Origin of the sequence: Citrobacter sp. RHBSTW-00671, from assembly GCF_014103415.1 — a bacterium.
Lineage (GTDB): Bacteria > Pseudomonadota > Gammaproteobacteria > Enterobacterales > Enterobacteriaceae > Citrobacter.
On the sequence record NZ_JABXPR010000001.1, the window covers coordinates 3,482,198 to 3,495,708 of the forward strand.

The 13,511-nt window shown below is 54.4% G+C and carries 15 protein-coding genes; 4 read left to right on the forward strand and 11 right to left on the reverse strand.

Annotated features, from left to right (window positions below; all coding sequences use genetic code 11):
* Positions 1-23: 23 nt before the first annotated feature.
* The 4 genes from HV261_RS16770 to HV261_RS16785 all read left to right on the forward strand — a co-directional run bounded on the left by HV261_RS16770 (position 24) and on the right by HV261_RS16785 (position 4,541).
* Positions 24-896 carry a LysR family transcriptional regulator gene (locus HV261_RS16770; protein ID WP_202038903.1) on the forward strand — a complete coding sequence of 291 codons (873 nt, stop codon included), beginning with the start codon at positions 24-26 and terminating at the stop codon, positions 894-896.
* Positions 897-1,131: 235 nt separating this feature from the next.
* Positions 1,132-2,169, forward strand: a complete 1,038-nt coding sequence (locus tag HV261_RS16775) for an extracellular solute-binding protein (RefSeq protein WP_202038904.1) — start codon at positions 1,132-1,134, stop codon at positions 2,167-2,169.
* Positions 2,153-3,841 (forward strand): ABC transporter permease, encoded by a 1,689-nt coding sequence (locus HV261_RS16780; RefSeq protein WP_202038905.1) that lies wholly within the window; start codon positions 2,153-2,155, stop codon positions 3,839-3,841. The genes HV261_RS16775 and HV261_RS16780 overlap by 17 nt, the downstream gene beginning before the upstream one ends.
* Positions 3,842-3,851: 10 nt before the next feature.
* Positions 3,852-4,541 carry an ABC transporter ATP-binding protein gene (locus tag HV261_RS16785; RefSeq protein ID WP_202038906.1) on the forward strand — a complete coding sequence of 230 codons (690 nt, stop codon included), beginning with the start codon at positions 3,852-3,854 and terminating at the stop codon, positions 4,539-4,541.
* 23 nt (positions 4,542-4,564) lie between these two features.
* On the opposite strand, the gene ldtA is transcribed toward HV261_RS16785, so the two are convergent.
* The 11 genes from ldtA to cbiK form a co-directional block, all read right to left on the reverse strand.
* Positions 4,565-5,491 (reverse strand): L,D-transpeptidase LdtA, encoded by a 927-nt coding sequence (ldtA, locus tag HV261_RS16790; RefSeq protein ID WP_202038907.1) that lies wholly within the window; start codon positions 5,489-5,491, stop codon positions 4,565-4,567.
* 118 nt (positions 5,492-5,609) lie between these two features.
* Positions 5,610-6,674: a nicotinate-nucleotide--dimethylbenzimidazole phosphoribosyltransferase gene (cobT, locus tag HV261_RS16795; RefSeq protein ID WP_202038908.1), complete on the reverse strand. Its 1,065-nt coding sequence runs from the start codon at positions 6,672-6,674 to the stop codon at positions 5,610-5,612.
* A gap of 24 nt (positions 6,675-6,698) precedes the next feature.
* Positions 6,699-7,442 (reverse strand): adenosylcobinamide-GDP ribazoletransferase, encoded by a 744-nt coding sequence (gene cobS / locus HV261_RS16800; RefSeq protein ID WP_202038909.1) that lies wholly within the window; start codon positions 7,440-7,442, stop codon positions 6,699-6,701.
* Positions 7,439-7,984 carry a bifunctional adenosylcobinamide kinase/adenosylcobinamide-phosphate guanylyltransferase gene (cobU, locus tag HV261_RS16805; RefSeq protein WP_202038910.1) on the reverse strand — a complete coding sequence of 182 codons (546 nt, stop codon included), beginning with the start codon at positions 7,982-7,984 and terminating at the stop codon, positions 7,439-7,441. The genes cobS and cobU overlap by 4 nt, the downstream gene beginning before the upstream one ends.
* Positions 7,981-9,501 carry a cobyric acid synthase gene (locus HV261_RS16810; RefSeq protein ID WP_202038911.1) on the reverse strand — a complete coding sequence of 507 codons (1,521 nt, stop codon included), beginning with the start codon at positions 9,499-9,501 and terminating at the stop codon, positions 7,981-7,983. Before HV261_RS16810 ends, cobU begins: the two co-directional genes overlap by 4 nt.
* Positions 9,498-10,313, reverse strand: coding sequence for an energy-coupling factor ABC transporter ATP-binding protein (locus tag HV261_RS16815; RefSeq protein ID WP_202038912.1), 816 nt, complete (start codon positions 10,311-10,313; stop codon positions 9,498-9,500). The genes HV261_RS16810 and HV261_RS16815 overlap by 4 nt, the downstream gene beginning before the upstream one ends.
* A gap of 8 nt (positions 10,314-10,321) precedes the next feature.
* Positions 10,322-10,999 carry an energy-coupling factor ABC transporter transmembrane protein gene (locus HV261_RS16820; protein WP_202038913.1) on the reverse strand — a complete coding sequence of 226 codons (678 nt, stop codon included), beginning with the start codon at positions 10,997-10,999 and terminating at the stop codon, positions 10,322-10,324.
* Positions 10,986-11,267, reverse strand: coding sequence for an energy-coupling factor ABC transporter substrate-binding protein (locus HV261_RS16825; RefSeq protein ID WP_202038914.1), 282 nt, complete (start codon positions 11,265-11,267; stop codon positions 10,986-10,988). Before HV261_RS16825 ends, HV261_RS16820 begins: the two co-directional genes overlap by 14 nt.
* Before the next feature lie 2 nt (positions 11,268-11,269).
* Positions 11,270-12,007, reverse strand: coding sequence for a cobalt ECF transporter S component CbiM (gene cbiM / locus HV261_RS16830; RefSeq protein ID WP_202038915.1), 738 nt, complete (start codon positions 12,005-12,007; stop codon positions 11,270-11,272).
* Complete coding sequence (locus HV261_RS16835) at positions 12,004-12,717, reverse strand: cobalt-factor II C(20)-methyltransferase (RefSeq protein ID WP_202038916.1); 714 nt, start codon at positions 12,715-12,717, stop codon at positions 12,004-12,006. Before HV261_RS16835 ends, cbiM begins: the two co-directional genes overlap by 4 nt.
* On the reverse strand, positions 12,714-13,508 hold the full coding sequence (gene cbiK, locus HV261_RS16840; protein ID WP_202038917.1) for a sirohydrochlorin cobaltochelatase: 795 nt from the start codon (positions 13,506-13,508) through the stop codon (positions 12,714-12,716). Before cbiK ends, HV261_RS16835 begins: the two co-directional genes overlap by 4 nt.
* Positions 13,509-13,511: the final 3 nt, after the last annotated feature.

The following is a 13,511-nucleotide window of genomic DNA, read 5'->3' on the forward strand; positions in this document are numbered from 1 at the left end:
CATTCACTTTGAGTGATGCTTCTATGAACAGTACCTCTCTGAACTTGTTTAAAACGGTGGCGGAAACGGGCTCCATATCCGCTGCTGCACGTAGTCTGCACTGCGTGTCTTCGAATGTCACAACCCGCCTTAAACAGCTGGAAGCCAGCCTTGATGTCTCTCTGTTTGTGCGCGAGAAAAATCGACTTTACATTACCCCTGAGGGCGAGCTGCTTCTGCGCTACGCCAACAAAATTCTGGCGTTGCTAGAGGAAGCGGAATTGTCGATGCTGGGAACAAAAGTGGCAGGGCCATTGCGTATTGGGGCAATGGAAACGACCGCAGCGGTACGTCTCCCTTCGATCCTGGCGAATTTCCACCGCGAAATGCCTTCCATTGAGTTAAACCTGAAAACCTCCCCTACTGAGGCGCTGGTGCAACACATTCTGAACAATGAACTGGAAATCGCATTCGTTGCCGATCATCAGGGGCTGCATATGGAAAATTCGCCCCTGCAATCACATGTGTTATGTCAGGAAACGCTGGTACTGGTAACGGCGGCAGAGCACCAGAATGTCATCACTGGTGCTGACCTCCAGGTGACAAGACCGCTGGTCTTTGTTAAAGGGTGTAACTATCGCTCCCGCCTGGGAGAATGGCTGCGCCTACAGGGGGTCGATTACGCCGATCCTCTGGAATTTGGCTCTTTTCAGGCGATCCTTGGTTGTGTGAGTGCCGGAATGGGGATTGCGCTGTTGCCGGAGAGTGTTGTCAGACAGTATGAGAATAACTTCCCTATCCGCAGTCATACGATTACGCCACAGATAGGTAACGTGAACACCATGATGATATGGCTAAAAAGCCGCGAAGTCAGCCGGGTACTTAATCACTTTGTCTCGTTTGTTACACGGGCTTGAGTGATTGCGTCGGGTAACGCCAGGCAGCCGGCAACCCAGTGTATTCATGGATGCTAAATATTTTATCCATAACAGGGACAGGCACTTCACACCGTTGATTAAAGTTATGTAAATGTAAATTATTTACACTTTGCAATGATTGTAATTGCTAGTGATTATCATTTATTGTACGCAGGCAAAAAAATGAGCCCCTGCTCGGGTCACTGTACGTTCCAATTACGCTGGGATATAAACGATGAATGCTCTGCCTCGCACTGGACTGCGCCGTATCACGCTTGCTTCTGCTCTGGTCCTCTCTGTCAGCCTGCCGGCTTTCGCCCAGGATGCGTTAACGCTGTATACCACCCGTGAACCGGGCCTGATTCAGCCCCTGCTTGATAGCTGGACGAAAACCAGCGGTATAAAAGTCAGCACGGTCTATATCAAGGATGGCATGCTTGAGCGTGTTAAAGCGGAAGGTAAAAACTCCCCTGCCGATCTGCTGATGACTGTTGACGCCGGGAACCTTATCGATTTAGTCGAAGCGGGTGTGACACAACCCGTAGAATCAGAAGCACTGAAAGCGGCTATTTCGGCCAATCTCCGCGGTGCAGATAATCAGTGGTTTGCGCTGTCAATGCGTGCGCGCGTGTTGTACGCCGAGAAGTCAATGCCAATCGATAACTGGCATTACGAGCAACTCGACAACCCTGAGTACAAAGGTAAAGTCTGTATCCGTTCCGGACAACACCCGTATAACACTGCATTGATTGCCGCCATGATCGCGCATCACGGCGAAGCAAAAACCGAAGAATGGCTGCGGGGCGTGAAAGCGAATCTGGCACGTAAAGCGACTGGCGGCGACCGTGACGTTGCCCGCGATATCCTCGGGGGTATTTGCGATATTGGCCTGGCGAACTCCTATTACGTCGGCCATATGAAAAACGCTAAAGAAGGCAGCGATGCGCGTCAGTGGGGCGATGCAATTAAAGTCGTTAAGCCAACCTTTGAAAATGGCGGCACGCACGTCAATATCAGCGGCGCTGCAGTAGCACGCTATGCCCCCAATAAAGCCGATGCCGTTAAGCTGATGGAATATTTGGTTTCCGCACCTGCCCAGCAGCAGTACGCGAAAGCGAACTTCGAATACCCGGTACTGAAAGGTGTCACTCTCGACCCAGTGATCAACGCCACAATTGGTGAGATCGACGTCGATAAAATTCCGCTAACCGAAATTGTGAAATACCGTAAACAAGCAAGTCTGCTGGTAGATAAAGTTGGATTCGATCAATAAACCTCTGCAGTTTCCGACGTTACGCGGCCTGGTTTCCGGGCCGCAGTCATTATTAACGCCGTTGCACCTTGGGGCGCTTTGCATTGCGCTTGGCGTCCTGACTCCCATTATTGCGCTTATCTGGCAAGCTACCCAGTCGGATTTATCGCACTGGGACAATCTCATTACGTTTGTGCTACCTGCAGCATTAAAAAATACCGTGCTGCTGTTAGCCGGTGTTGCCGTGTTGGTTGGCGTGATTGGCGTAGGCAGCGCCTGGGCCGTCACAGCATGGGACTTTCCTGGACGTAAGATCCTCAGTTGGGCGTTACTGCTACCGCTGGCGATGCCAACCTACATCGTCGCCTTTGCCTGGCTCGATCTGCTGCATCCGATCGGCCCTCTGCAAACCTTTATCCGCTTCCTGCTGGGCTTTGACAGTCCACGGCAGTTCCGACTACCGGATTTGCGTTCGCTTTCCGGCGCGATTATTTTGCTCGGTTTAGTGCTCTATCCTTACGTCTATCTGACGACCCGTGCCACCTTTATCAGTCAGCCGGCCCATTTACTGGAGGCTGCCCGCACGCTGGGATGCAGCGCTGCCGGGACGTTCTTCCGGGTCGCCCTGCCAATGGCACGCCCGGCACTGGCTGTCGGCATCAGCCTGGCACTTCTGGAAACGCTCAACGATATTGGTGCATCGGAGTTCCTCGGCGTACAAACGTTAACCGTTACCGTCTACACCACGTGGATCTCTCGCTCTGATTTATCCGCCGCCGCTCAAATCGCCTGCATGATGCTGATGTTTATCTTCTTCATTCTGACGCTGGAATTTTACGGACGCAGAAAGCAAGGATTCAGCAGCCGCAGTCTGCGGGAAATCCAACCTACTCGCGTGCACGGCTGGCGTGGCTGGCTACTCGGTGGCGTTATTTCACTGCCGGTTGTGCTGGGTTTTCTGGCTCCGGTACTGTTTTTAATGTGGGAAAGCGCCAAACGCATAGGCGATGAGAACCCCCTTTCCTCCTCGTTGCTGTCAGCATTGCAAAATACGCTATCTCTGGCGGCGGGAACTACGCTAGTGGTGGTTTGCGTCAGTATGCTGGTGGCCTGGAGCGCACGCCATAGTGCGGCAGATAACGCGATGCCAGGCTTTCGTCGTGGCGTGATGCGTCTGGCCTCCCTCGGTTATGCGGTGCCCGGAACGATTCTGGCGATTGGTTTTTTGCCCCCAGCGATGGCTGTCGATCGTTGGCTGGCCGACTTACTGGATATTCGCGGATTGCCGCTGATGTCTGCCGGTATTTTATTGGTCATTTGCTGTGCGATGCGCTTCCAGGCAATTGCCATCGGCGCGCTGGACTCCGGTCTGGGCCGCATCCCGCCGTCTCTCGAACAGGCTTCACGCTTGCTCGGCGAAAACGGTGCCGGAACATTTGCCCGCGTTCATTTTCCGTTACTGCGTCCGGCATTAGTGAGCAGCGCATTGCTGGTTTTTGCCGATGCGATGAAAGAACTGCCAACCACGCTGCTGTTGCGCCCGGTAAATTTCGAAACGCTGGCCACTCTGCTGTATGCAGAAGCTGCCCGCGGAACCTATGAAGAAGGCGCGATCGCCGCGCTGCTGATTGTTTTAGCAGGTACACTGCCCGTTATATTGTTGGTGCGTCACCAGATGACTCGCCGTGGTTAAGAGAGCAACAATGTCAGAAATCGCATTACGACTCCAGGACGTGCACGTTGCCTACGGCAACAGCCAGCAACCGGTCCTGAGCGGATTCTCAATGTCGGTACACAAAGGGGAAATTGCCTGTCTGCTTGGCGCTTCAGGCTGTGGGAAAACAACGGTGTTGCGTGCAGTTGCCGGTTTTGAAAGATTGCAGTGTGGAGAGATCTATGTCTCAGAGCGGCGTATCGCTGGTCCCGGCGTTCATTTGCCACCGGAAAAACGTCATGTCGGCATGGTCTTTCAGGAATACGCCTTATTTCCCCATCTGACCGCACAACAAAACGTAGCCTTCGGTTTACGGCGTATGCCACGCGAAGCGCAACAGGCCAGAGTGACAGAGCTGTTGAAAATGGTGGAATTGCACAGTCATGCTAACCATTACCCCCATGAGCTTTCTGGCGGGCAGCAGCAGCGCATCGCGTTAGCCCGCGCGCTGGCGCCACACCCGGAAATTTTACTGCTGGATGAGCCCTTCTCCAGCCTGGATAAGCGCACACGCGAGCGCCTTGGTAATGAGGTTCGGGATATTTTACGGGCTGCCGGCCAGACCGCGCTGCTGGTTACCCACAGCGAGCACGAAGCTCAGTTGATGGCGGACCATATCGGTTTTGTAAAAATGGGGCAGTATCAGCTTAAAAAAGCGGCCCACCATAGCCAGAGCTAAGAAAGAGCCGCGTAGTAACATTGCTAATGTGCCTGCACCAGACTGATATTCACCGGCATCCCGGAACGGCGTTCCAGTGCCTGATTCCCACGATTCACATCCACGTCATTCCCGCTGATAAACGTACGCAAAACGGGGGTGACGGGCAGCGGAACCTTTCTGTCAGATTCATATTCGGAGCGATTGCGGGACAGCGGTTCATGAACCTCAACCCAATGGCTACCGTCTGGCTCGGTGCTGAATTTTACCGGTCGGTCAATAATCTGAACACGCGTGCCAACCGGCACAGTATCAAACAGGTATTTGATGTCGTCATTACGCAGACGGATACAGCCCTGGCTCACGCGTAGCCCAATACCGAAGTTGGCATTAGTACCATGAATGGCGTACAACCTGCCGATATAGATAGCGTACAGTCCCATCGGATTGTCTGGCCCGGCAGGCACAAACGCCGGTAAGCTTTCCCCACGAGCAGCATACTCCCGCCGGGTATTTGCCGTGGGCGTCCAGCTTGGTGCTTCCTGTTTACGTTCGACCGCCGTGACCCAGTTGCGCGGCGTTTCCCTCCCGGCCTGCCCAATACCAATAGGTAACACCTCTACCGTATTGGCGCCCTCAGGGTAATAGTACAGCCGCATTTCCGCGACGTTGATAACGATGCCTTCACGTACGGTATCAGGCAATATCAATTGTTGTGGCACCACCAGTGTGGAACCCGACTTTGGCAGAAACACATCCACACCAGGATTGGCTTCGAGCATGTTGCTCAATCCCTGTCCATACTGTGCGGCAAAAGCCTCCAGGGGCTGAGTGTTACCAGCGGGAATCGTTATCGTCAAAGGGCTTCCCACCAGGCGGCTGCCCTCAGGAGGCAATGGGTAGCTCACCGCCTGCGATCCCTGACTCGCGAGCAGCATAACAAGAGCACACAGCAGTTTTACACGACGCATCTTTTTCCTTTCCTTCGTCGCAGCAGACATCCGTTAAGTATAGCTTTTTTATCTGTTTTAGGGGGTTACGACGAGAATGCACAGAAAAAACCCCGCCTTAAAGCGGGGTCATGGGCGGCTACGCTTCTTTGCCATCCGGTAATACAATATTACTGGCAGCTAACTGCCCCATATTGCTATACATCGCGCAGGCAGCTTCAACAATGGGCATCGCCAGCGCAGCACCACTGCCTTCGCCTAAACGCATTCCCATGTTGATATACGGCTCCAGTTCCAGGTGCGCCAGTGCAGTACGAGCGCCCTTCTCGGCGGAGAAATGCGACGGGATCAGATAAGGTTTAATCTCCGGCGCTATCTGACAAGCAGCCAGTGCCGCTGAATAAGACAGGAAACCATCCAGGATGACCGGCAGACCACAAGACGCCGCACCCAACATCACCCCCGCCATACCGACAAGATCAAAACCACCCACTTTAGCCAGCACATCAATACCATCACGACTGTCCGGCTGGTTGATGGCAATGGCCCGGCGAACAACATCGACCTTATTTCCTACCCTTGAGAGCGGAAGGTTAGCACCAATACCCACCACATCCTCTGCATCGCTACCGGTTAACACACTGACAATCGCCGCCGCGGGCGTGGTGTTTGCCATGCCAAGCTCACCGACGCCAAACAATGTTACGCCATCATCCGCCAGTTCTCGGGTATACCGAATCACTTCCAGCAGCAGCTCTTCGGCTTGTGAGCGACGCATTGCCGGCCCTTGTGCAATATTGCCGCAACCGCGTGCTACGCGCATGTTCACTACGCCAGGAATGAGTTCGGCGTCAATTCCCACATCAATCACATGCACTTTTGCGCCAGCCTGAGCGGCCAGCACGCAGACGCCGGTCGTTCCGCGCGTCATATTGGCCGCCTGAATCGCCGTCACGATCTTAGGCGAAACAGCAACACCTTCATCCCACACGCCGTGGTCGGCGCACATCACCAGCATCGCTTTCCCCCCGACATGCGGCACGCCTTTCAGGCCTGGCATACCGGCCAGTTGCACAGCGAGAGATTCGAGTCGCCCAAGGCTTCCCGGCGGCTTAAGCAGGCCATCAATATGTTGCTGCGCGCGCAGCATTGCAGCGCTATCGGGTGAAGGGATCGCGTGAAGTAAAGAGGATAAAGTCTGCATAAGGGTTCCAGTATGTTGACTGACTCAAAGCAGAGCCAGCAGGAAAACCAACTCGCCAAGTTCAATGGCCGCACCCAGCGTATCGCCGGTTTGCCCACCTAACGTGCGTTTTAATAACTGCCCAAGAATGAAGATCGCCACCAACGTAACGACCAGTGCTGCCACACCGCGCATGCCAGGAAACAGGACGGCCGCAAGGATCGCCGTGAACCCCAACGTGACACAGGTTTGTCGCCCACTCACTTTGCCAATAAAGACATTTCCCAGCCCCTCTTCGCGGGCATAACGGTGTCGATACATCAGCAAAACAGCGCTACCCCGCCCAGCGACGCAGGCTGCAGCCAGTGCCGCCAGCATCGGCGTCCCGCGCAGCGCCAGTTCGCTCACCACCAGCACTTTGGCCAGTAGCACGAAGATCAGCGCCAGTCCGCCATGAGTCCCGAGTCGACTGTCGCGCATGATTTCCAGCATCCGTTCGCGTCGACGTGCAGAAAAAATGCCGTCACAGGTATCCGCCAGTCCATCCAGGTGAAAACCACCGGTCAGCAGCGCCAGCGTCAGCACGGCAAACAGAGCGGCCAGAGGAATACCACACCAGGGTTGCAGCACCATAAAGACCAGCCCCGTCAGTCCCCCCAGCACAACACCTATAAGGGGGAACATGACGATACCGCGTGAATAATGCTCAAAATCCAGCCCTTGCGACCAGCGCGTTGGAACGGGCAACCGACTGATAAAAGAGAGCATTGCCCAGAACAACTTACTCATTTAATTTTGACTCCAATTCCTGATACCACCAGCCAGACCTCATCCGCTGCCGCCGCCAGGCGTTGGTTAACACGTCCGGCAATATCGCGAAAATGCCGTGCCAGACGGTTCTCCGGAACGATCCCCATTCCCACTTCGTTAGTGACCAGCACCACCTTTGCGGGGCAGCGCTGACAGGCTGCGATCAACGAACGGATTTCATCTTCGATGGACTGCTCCATCGCCGCATAATCCCAACTGTCAGGATCGCTGTCACCGCCCAGCGCAAACAACTGGTTGGTCACCATCGTGGTGATACATTCCAGCAGAATGGCTTCCTGCGGATCGTTCACCGCCGTGATCAGCTCATCAAGATGTTGCCAACGCTCAGCAGTACGCCAGTGCGCGGGACGCCCATCGCGATGGTGTTGAATACGTGCTGCCATCTCCTCATCAAAAATTTGCGATGTGGCGATATACAGCACCTGGGGGGAATCGGCAATTAACGCTTCCGCATGTCGACTTTTTCCGCTGCGGGCACCGCCAGTCACCAGAATCATCATACTGGCTCCCGGTGCTGTTGCATGATGGTATAAATTTTCTCAATATCGATGTGTTGCCGCATCGCATCCGCCAGCAGATCAAACTGCTGCGATTTATATTGCGCGTATTGGAAGGTGGAATCCAGCGCGGTTAGCCCTTTGCGTTCACGCAGACCGTTGACCAGCGCACGGGTGAATTCATCACTGTCAAACAGACCGTGCAGATAGGTTCCCAATACCAGTCCGTCTGAGCTCACCGCACCATCAGCCATAGCGCCACCGTTTTTATGCAGCGTCATGACGGGCTGGCAGTCTTCTGTTAATTGCGTTTCACCCATATGAATTTCATAACCGCGTACGGATAGCTCCGCAACACCCGCCAGCCAGTCCGGCAGCGTGGAAGACATCACCCCTGCCACCTGGGTCGTCGTTTTATGCTGGGCAAAATGGGTCACGATATTCAGCAACCCGAGCCCCGGCAGCGTACCGAGTCCTGACTCCACATCATCAATGATGGTGTCTCCGAGCATCTGGTAGCCACCGCAAATTCCGATCACTGGTACGCGCTGACGGTGTAATTGCAACACGCTGTGGGCTATACCGCTTTCACGTAACCAGACCAGATCGCCCAACGTATTTTTACTGCCCGGCAGGATCACCAGATCGGCTCCCGCCAGCTCCTCCGGGTGGCGCACATAGCGCACACGAACATCCGGTTGAGCGGCAAGCGCGTTGAAGTCAGTAAAGTTAGAAATATGTGGCAGTTGGACTACGGCTATCTCAATATCTCGCTTATCCGTGCGTACGTACTTCCCTTTTTGCAGTGCGACGCCATCTTCATCTTCGAGATCCACATCCAGCCATGGCATCACGCCCAACACCGGAACGCCGGTCAGCGCCTCAATTTGTTCAATGCCGGAGTACAACAACGCCACATCACCGCGAAACTTGTTGATGATGACGCCTTTGACTCTGGCGCGTTCATGGTCATGCAGCAGCGCCAGTGTGCCGTAAATGGAAGCGAATACCCCACCACGATCGATATCCGCCACCAAAACGACCGGGCAGCGCGCCATCTCCGCCATCCCCATATTGACGATATCGCGATCGCGCAGGTTGATTTCTGCCGGGCTGCCCGCCCCTTCCAGCACGACAACGTCAAACTCCTGCGCCAGACTGTTAAAAACTGAAATAATCTGTTCACGCAGCCGCGGTTTGTACTCGTGGTAACTGACCGCATCCATATCGGTTGCCACTTTGCCCATCAACACGACCTGTGCTTTACGATCGCTGGTCGGTTTAAGTAGCACAGGGTTCATACGCACATCCGGCGTTATCCCTGCCGCCTCCGCCTGAAATATTTGCGCGCGCCCCATCTCCTTTCCTTCCGGCGTAATGCCAGAGTTCAACGCCATGTTCTGCGATTTGAACGGCGCGGTACGCAATCCATCCTGATAAAAAATACGACACAGCCCGGCGACGAGTACGCTTTTGCCAACATCAGATGCCGTTCCCTGCAACATTATTGCCTGCGTCATGACGCCTCCTTCAGTGCGTTCTTTCGCATACAGCTAAAAAATTCAGCCTCTGTTTTACACAGCGGGAAACCCAGCTCGGTGTGCAATTTCACCAGCCATGGCGGAGTTAACCCGGCTTGTTCAATAAGATCGGTACGGGCGAACACGTCACCCGGCGTACCGTGCGTCAGCACTTCTCCGCGACGTAAAACATACACCGCATCGCTGACTTCATAGATGAGATCGATATCATGGCTGGAAATAACCACATGATTTCCTTGCGCCACAATGCGTTTGATTATCTCAATCATCTGCGTGCGCCCTGATGGGTCGAGACCGGCGGTGGGTTCATCCAGTAACAGATACTGCGCTTGCAGCACCAGCGCCCCCGCAATCGCCACGCGTTTTTTTTGTCCGTGGCTGAGACACTGAATGGGCTGATGACGAAAATGTTGCGCATCGACCAGCGTCAAGGCATCGTCCACCCGACGGGCAATTTCAGCCTCGTCCACGCCCAGATTACGCAGGCTAAACGCGATGTCACTGTCGATATCGGTATAAAAGATTTGCTGATCGGGGTCCTGAAATACCGTTGCTACCTGCTGACGTAGCGCCAGCAGGCCGCGCTTGCTGTAATCCAGTGGTTTTCCTTGCCACATCACCGCCCCCTGTTGTGGGCGCAGTAAACCGCTCAGGTTCATAAACAACGTGGACTTCCCGCAGCCATTGGCCCCCACCAGTCCGGTGACGGCATGTTGAGAAAAGTCCAGCGTTAGCCCTTTGAGAATCGGGTCATCCTGGTAGCGAAACCAAAGCGCTGAGGTGGCAAGCATACTTTTCCTTACAGGTGAAAATCACCCTGATACAGTTTGATATCCAGTGTGGTGGTCATTTGCTGATAACGGATCAACACGCGGGTAAACAATAATCCCACCAGCATCGCCAAAGAGCGATAGCCCAACGGCAAGCTACGATAACCAAAACGCAGCGTTTGTGCGCGATGAATGGCGAGTGCCTCGTCTAACAGGATAAAAATAAATCGCCAGGTCAGCAGAATAAGCTCGGTCATCAGCCGTGGGACATGTGCACGTTTGAGCAGGATAATTAACTGCGGAAACGGTAAATTCAGCACCAGCCAGAACGTTGCAGCCAGCGCCGCAAGGCTTCGCCAGAACGTCTCATTGGCCGTGTGTATGCCCGATGCGGTGATCCCCAGCCAGAAACTGCCCACGGGCATGCTGGCCAGTAAGGTATGCGGGTCGCGGCTGACGCTAAACAAAATCGTCACGACGCCCACCAGCAAAAAGCCAAACGGTAACGCCATCCAACGACACCAGCGCCAGAAAGAAACCCGCAGCAGCCAGCAACTGAGCGCCGCTATCAGCAACATCTCGATACCCTGCCCCAATGGGGGCAGAGTAAAGGCCAGAATCATCATCACCAGCCAGAGCAAGAATTTTCGCTGCGGTGAAACATGAAACCAGCGGCTCTGGTAGCTGAGTCTGTCAAGCCCGGTCATCACGGCGCTGCCTGCCCTTGGTATAACCCAGGATATAGAAAATCACGGCAGCCCCCAGCGAACCCTGTAGCGTAAACAGCAGGCTTTCAATTTCGCCGCTTGCAGGTTCATACAATGGCTGGAACCACGGCTCATAATGTGGCGCGATAGCCTGAATCTGGCTTTCCGCTTCACCGTCCGAACCGCCGTATTCTCCGCCGTGGTTGATGAAAAATGGCAGGACCACCAGCGCAATGACCATCCCTAATAAAATCAGCGTCTTTTTCATCGTTAATGTCCTTGTGCGGTAATCAACTGGCGTTTGGTTAACTGGTCATAAATCATCACGGTTAGCAGCCCCTCTGCGATCGCAATTGGAACCTGCGTCAGACAGAAAATACCCATGAATTTGATAATTGATCCCATCGCCCCCGCAGAGGGATCCGGGAAGGCGACGCCCAACTGCACAGAGGTGACGAAATAGGTAACGAGGTCTGCCAGCATGGCGCACAGGAAGACGCAAACATCACGACGCAACCCCGCGCGACAGGCCAACTTCCACACCATATACCCAACAACCGGGCCGATTACCGCCATCGACATCCCGTTCGCGCCAAGCGTTGTTAAACCGCCGTGAGCCAGTAACAGCGCCTGGAACAGCAGGACGATTGCCCCAAGAATAGCCACCACACCCGGCCCGAACAGGATAACCGCCAGCCCCACCCCTGTCGGATGTGAGCAGCTCCCGGTAACGGAAGGAATTTTCAGCGCCGACAGGACAAAAATGAAGGCTCCGCACAGGGCTAACAGGACTTTCTGGTGGTTATCTTCCTGCACGATCTGGCGCAGACGTACTAACCCGTACCACAGACAAGGCAGAAACAGCAGCCACCAGGCCAGCGCCCACATCGGTGGCAAAAAGCCTTCCATAATGTGCATCGCAAACGCCTGCTCAGGAACAATCATCAGTAATAGTGCCGCAGCTAACCCGCTGAAAGACAGCTGTTTGAGCTGTTGTTCAAGCTTCATTGTGCATACTCCCACTGTTTATTAACCAGAATGGTTGAGAAATAAGGTAGCGGCTGATCGTCGCTCACTTCATTCAGATGGCGCCAGCATTGTTCACCTGGCAGCGTGGCTTCAGACATCATCAATGCACAGTCCAGCAAGCCTTCTTGTTGCAGCAGCGCTTTGATGCGCGCAAAACGACCGTACACCTTCATCAGCACCAGGCTGTCATGCTGTGTTAAAGCCTGCTGGATTTCACTTTCCGGCGCGGTACAGGAGACCACCGCCAGGGACTGTTGCTCCATAGCAAGCGGCGTTTTTGAACGTGCCGCAATCGCGGCAAACGAGGTGACGCCGGGGACAATTTCTAACCAATCTTGATTACCAATACGCTGGAGTAAAAAGATCCAGGTACTGAATAACATGGCATCGCCGAGGGTAATAAAACCAACCTGTTTACCCGCTTCTACTTCCTGTACCAACGCAGCAGCGACCTCATCCCAGACAGCCTCTTTTTCAGCACTATCAGCACTCATCGGGAAATGGCAGCAGCGAACTTCAGTTTGCTCACCGATATATTCACGTACGATCGACAACGCCAGACTATCGCCACCTTTTCGCCCGGCTGGCGCATAAAGAATATCCAGCATCCCAAGGGTGCGTGCTGCACGCACGGTGACCAGATCGGCAGCACCGGGCCCGGTGCTCAGCGCATACAATTTGCCACTCATGCTGCTTCCTCCAGCGCCACGTTCAGCGCTTGCTGTAAATGGGCGACGAACATGGCACGAACCGCCGGATTCTCACCCAGACCGCTGAGCCATGGCGTAGCCGGAATGCCTGCTGCGTTAAACAACGTTTTCCACGAGTCCTCTTCATCGGAGGCCATATCATTGATAGCGTGATCGCCTGCAACCAGCATTAGCGGCATAAGATGAACCGCCGTCACACCTTCCTGACCTAAGCTTTCGATCAGCACCTCTACTTCCGGGTAGCTTTCCACTGCACCTACGCGAGCCGGGAAGCGCTGCGCTGTCATCATGTGATCGAGACAGGCATAAGCAGCAAACGCGTGATGACTGGCACCGTGGCCCATAAACACGACTTTTTCACGCTCACCTAACGGCGGCATCTGCTGTTGTAGCGCCAGCATCAGTTGTGCGTAATCATCGTGACTGCTCAACAGCGGCACCCCCAGAGTCAGACGTGAAAACAGCGGGCGCATACTTTGGACTTCACGAACAATTTTCTCGTATTCGTCACCATTAATGATGTGCAGCGACTGAATAGCCACATCCTGATACCCCTGCTCCGCCAGCTTTTGCAGCGCCTGCAGCGGCGTATCGATCTCAATACCGTCCCGCTGTTTGAGCTTGCGGATGATCATCCCGGAGGTAAATGCCCTGAACAGATCGCGGTCGGGACAACTGGCCGCAAGATCGCGCTCGCAAGCCACAATATTCTTCTCACAGGTGTCGTGATAGCTGGTGCCAAAGCTGACCACCAGAAGCGCCTTTTTCATCTC